The 1,776-nt window shown below is 41.8% G+C and carries 2 protein-coding genes; both read right to left on the reverse strand.

Features of this window, described 5'->3' with window-relative positions:
- On the reverse strand, window positions 1-1,037 hold a 1,037-nt coding region (locus tag AOG54_RS03050; protein WP_055032399.1), incomplete at its 3' end, for a V-type ATP synthase subunit B.
- Window positions 1,030-1,776: ATP synthase beta subunit C-terminal domain-containing protein (locus AOG54_RS03055; protein ID WP_449222425.1), on the reverse strand; the 747-nt coding region annotated here is incomplete at its 5' end. The genes AOG54_RS03055 and AOG54_RS03050, both read right to left, overlap by 8 nt.

A 1,776-nucleotide genomic window follows, 5' to 3' on the forward strand; every position in this document is an offset into this window, starting at 1 on the left:
AGCACATCGACCTCGGGGTAAATATTTTTTCTGTTAAGGTCTCTTGATAGTGTTATCTGCCCCTCTGTTATATAACCGGTGAGATCTGGAACAGGATTTGTTATATCATCCCCGGGCATTGTTAATATTGGTATCTGTGTTATTGAGCCCTTCCTGCCTTTTATTTTTCCAGCCCTTTCATATATCGTGCTTAAATCTGTATACATGTATCCTGGATATCCCCTTCTTCCCGGTATTTCATCCCTGGAGGATGAAATTTCCCTCAGTGCCTCACAGTAATTTGTCATATCTGTTAAAATAACAAGGACGTTCATATCCTTCTCATATGCAAGATATTCTGCTGTTGTTAATGCAACCCTTGGCAGAATAATCCTGTCCATTGATGGGTCAGAGGCAAGATTCAGGAATATAACCGAGTCTGATAATGCCCCAGAATTCTGGAACTGCCTCATGAAATAATTGGCCTCCTCACTGGTTATGCCGATTGCGCCAAAGACCACACCAAATTTTTCACTGCCGTTAAGTGTGGTTGCCTGCCTGGCTATCTGCGTTGCCAGCCTGTTATGTGATAGCCCTGCACCTGAAAATATTGGCAGCTTCTGTCCCATGACAAGGGTGTTCATGCCGTCTATTGTTGATATACCGGTCTGTATAAACTCACTTGGTTCCTCCCTTGAATATGGATTTATTGCAGCACCTGTTATATCCACCTTTTCCTTGGAATATATTTTTGGCCCGTTATCTATGGGTTCTCCAAAGCCGTTAAATATCCTGCCAAGCATATCATCTGATACTGGAAGCTTAAATGTGCTTCCAGTTAATTTTACACCGGTGCCCTGGGGGCTCATGCTTGTTGTGGAACCATAAACCTGAACTACAGCCACACCGTTTCTTGTTTCAAGAACCTGGCCCTTAACCCTCTCACCACTGTCCAGAATAACATCCACTATTTCGTTGTATGATGCATTTTTCACATCGTTTACAAATAGAAGCGGCCCATTAATCTGGCTAATTGATTTATAAATAATTTCAGACATTTTGAACACCCTCTATGATTGTGCCGTATTCGTCGGCTATTTCCTTAATTATATCATTATAAAATTTCTCGAAATCCTCCTCCTTTACTTCCTTCATTCTTGATATTTTTGCCCTGACTGGCAGTGCTGAGGTCTGGGATACCTTTCTGCCTGAATCTATTGCCTTTTCCTGATAGTCATTTAATGTTTTAATAATCATTAACATTTCGTACTGTTTTTTAATTGAACAGTAGGTATCAATGTCATCAAAGGCATTCTGCTGCAGGAAATCCTCTCTTATTACCCGGGCAATATCGAGTATATTTTTCTGCTTTTCTGGAAGAGAATCATAACCAACAAGCTGTACTATCTCCTGAAGCTCAGCCTCCTTCTGAAGTGTGCTCATCATTAATGAATGAACTTCCATCCATTTCGGATCAACATTGTTCTTAAACCATCCTGATAATGAATCGAGATACAATGAGTAACTGTTGAGCCAGTTGATTGATGGGAAGTGCCTCCTTGATGCAAGTGATGCATCCAGTGCCCAGAATACCCTTGTTACCCTTAATGTGTTCTGGACCACAGGATCAGAAAGATCACCGCCTGGAGGTGATACCGCACCTATTAATGTAACAGATCCGACCCTGTCATCTTCAGGTATTATCTGGGCATTTCCAGATCTCTCATAAAATTCAGATATCCTTCTGCCAAGATATGCCGGATAGCCCTCCTCACCAGGCATCTCCTCCAGCCTTCC

The sequence above is a fragment of the Acidiplasma aeolicum genome (assembly GCF_001402945.1).
Taxonomy (GTDB): domain Archaea; phylum Thermoplasmatota; class Thermoplasmata; order Thermoplasmatales; family Thermoplasmataceae; genus Acidiplasma; species Acidiplasma aeolicum.